The organism is Streptomyces hainanensis (assembly GCF_004348415.1).
Lineage (GTDB): Bacteria > Actinomycetota > Actinomycetes > Streptomycetales > Streptomycetaceae > Streptomyces > Streptomyces hainanensis.
Genome location: NZ_SMKI01000699.1, coordinates 1 through 2,680, shown reverse-complemented (window position 1 = coordinate 2,680; position 2,680 = coordinate 1). Strand labels below are relative to the sequence as shown.

Here is a 2,680-nt window from a genome sequence, read left to right as displayed (position 1 = left end):
CTCCCCCTCCACGACGCCGCCACCCTGCTCGCCGACCTCACCACCACCGACCCCCGCACCGACGCCGAAGTCGTCGGCGGCTCCGCGGAGTTCGCCAGACGGCTCGGCTACCCGTGGCTGTGGTGAGTGGCGAAGCCACCTGCCACGAGACCGACGCGGAGCGGCTCCGCGACGCCTTGGTCGACCGCATCCGCGCCGACGGCCACGCCCGCGCATCCGCCGTGGAGGATGCGCTACGGACCGTGCCCCGGCACCTGTTCGTGCCCGATGCGTCGCTTGGGGACGCGTACGCCAACGCGCCGGTGCACATCAAGTACGGCGGTGACGGCAGGTCGATCTCCTGCGCCTCTCAGCCGGGTGTCGTCGCTCTCATGCTCGACCAGCTCGACGTCCGCCCGGGGGATCGTGTCCTCGAACTCGGCGCGGGCAGCGGCTACAACGCCGCTCTCCTCGCCCACCTCGTCGGCGAGGCCGGGCATGTGATCACCCTCGATGTCGATGACGACCTGGTGGAGGGCGCCCGCGCGCACCTCGCCGCGGCCGGGATCAGCGACGTCCGGGTGGTGACCCGGGACGGTGCTCTCGGCTATGTGGAGGGAGCGCCGTACGAGCGGATCATCGCGACCGTGGGCGCGCACGGTGTGCCGCACGCCTGGTTGCGGCAGCTCGCCCCTGGTGGCCGTCTCCTCGTCCCGCAGCGTCTCAGGGGCAGCGTCTCCCGCTCCATCGCCTACGAACAGCGCGACGGTCGCTGGGTATCGCTCGGCAGTGCGATGAACACCTTCATGCCGCTGCGACGGGGCATCGCCGACGACGACCGCCGCGTGGTCCCGCTCAGCGGGGACGGCGCGGTCCAACTCCAGGCCCCGGCCGGTCAGTACGTCGACGTCGACGCTCTCGCCGGTGTCCTGGACCAGCCGCGCACCGAGGAGTGGACCGGGATGACCGTCCACGGCGCGGAGTCGCCGGAGTGGATGGAACTGTTCGTGTCCTGCTCCCTGCCCTCTGGCCTCATCCGGATGCTGTTCCCCCAGAGCGCCAAGGGGACGATGCTCGTCGCCGACCCCTACCCCTCATCGACGGCCGCTGTCGACAAGGGCGCCGTCACCTACCTCGCCCGGCGCCCGTCGGAGAAGAAGACCCCCGAGGGCGGCAGGCTGTGGGAGTTCGGCGTCATCGGCCACGGCCCCGGCAGCGACGAACTGAGCGCCAAGGTCGCCGACGCCATCCGCACCTGGGACCGCCACTACCGCGACCGTGCGGCCACCTTCGAGATCCACCCCCTCGACGCCCCCGCCATCGAGCAGCGGCCCGGCCTCTTCACTCTGGACACCCCGTTGAACCGGATCATCGTCGACTGGCGGTGACATCCGTGCGCGCAACGGACGGTGCCCGCCAGCCGTGCGGCTGGCGGGCACCGTCGCCTCAGCCGTCCTCGCCCACACCCCGGGGGACCCATGGACCCGCACGGAGCCACAGCCCGGCGCTTCCCGCTCGTCGCTCGATTCCGGCCCGCCTGTCCGCCGTTGCCCGCCCGCGTGCGCACCCTGACCGAACTCGCCGACACAGCGGTGCGGAAGAGCGACCAGGCCATCGCCTCCGCCGTCCACAACCAGGCCGCGCTCCTCGCCTCCGATCTCGGCCTTCCCGACCTCGCACGTGAGCTGTGTCACCGGCACGCCGCCGCCTATCTCCACGCCTGCCCCCTGCCCGCCGCGAGCGCGATCCGGGCATTGGAACCGGTCGTCAACCTGGCCCGCCTCCAGTTCCGCGCCGGCCGCGCGGATCAGGCTCGTCAGCGACTGCTCGACCTGTACAGGGCCGTTGAGGCGGGCGTAGCCGTCCAAATCGAGGGCGCGGTCGTTCCGGCGGTCCTCGCCGCGACCGGCGAGGACCGCCAGGAAGTCAGCGCCTGGCTGTGGCGCGTACTCCTCGCCGACGGCACCCGCGCCCTCACCACCGAGGGACGCTGGCCCGAGGCCCTCGCACACATCGAAGCGCACCGCGGCGTAGGCAAACGCATGCTGGACGGGCGCCAAGTCGCCGTACTCGCCGCCCTCGTCACAGGCGACATCGCGCGGGCCGCCGTACGCCTCGTCGACACCATGCCAGGCGACCCGTGGGAGCAAGCTGTCACGGCCTGCCTGACCGTGCTCTGCCGCCGGAGCGCCGGACAGCCGGTCGACAGCCACCTGACAGACCTCACAGCCACCTACCTCGACCGGCAGCCCGAACCCGGGATGACTGTCTTCGACATCCGGCTCGGCCTCACCATCCTCGACCTGGTTGGCCCCACCGAAGGCCGCGTCGCGCACCGCATCGTCGAGGACCTGCATCGCAGGACGACGGACGCCGAAGACGGCTATGCGGCCCGCGAGAACTTGGCGCACCCGCTGTTCACCGCGATCGCCACGGACCGGCAAGCCCAAGGCTGCCGCACGCTGGTGCGAGCCCGCGCCCTCGGCGCGGGAACCATTCCCCAGAAATCACGGGGACGACTGACAGCGGCCCTGCACTCCAGCGACAGCGTCATCCGGCAAAGCCCCGCCCTCCAGCGACCCCAGACTTACGCCCTCCGAGACAGCGGGAGCCTGACTGGCGGCCTGGGCTCGGAGGAGACGGCTGCTACGGGCGGACGTCGTGCCCCACGCCTCGGCCGCGACCGTCGACCGCCCTCCAC

At 71.9% G+C, this 2,680-nt stretch carries 1 protein-coding gene and 1 pseudogene; both read left to right on the top strand.

From position 1 onward, the window contains the following. Positions 1–152: 152 nt before the first annotated feature. Positions 153–1,367: pseudogene (gene fxlM / locus E1283_RS34870) on the top strand (methyltransferase, FxLD system); the annotation flags it as partial. A gap of 90 nt (positions 1,368–1,457) precedes the next feature. Next, positions 1,458–2,680: hypothetical protein (locus E1283_RS34865; RefSeq protein ID WP_243745316.1), on the top strand; the 1,223-nt coding region annotated here is incomplete at its 3' end.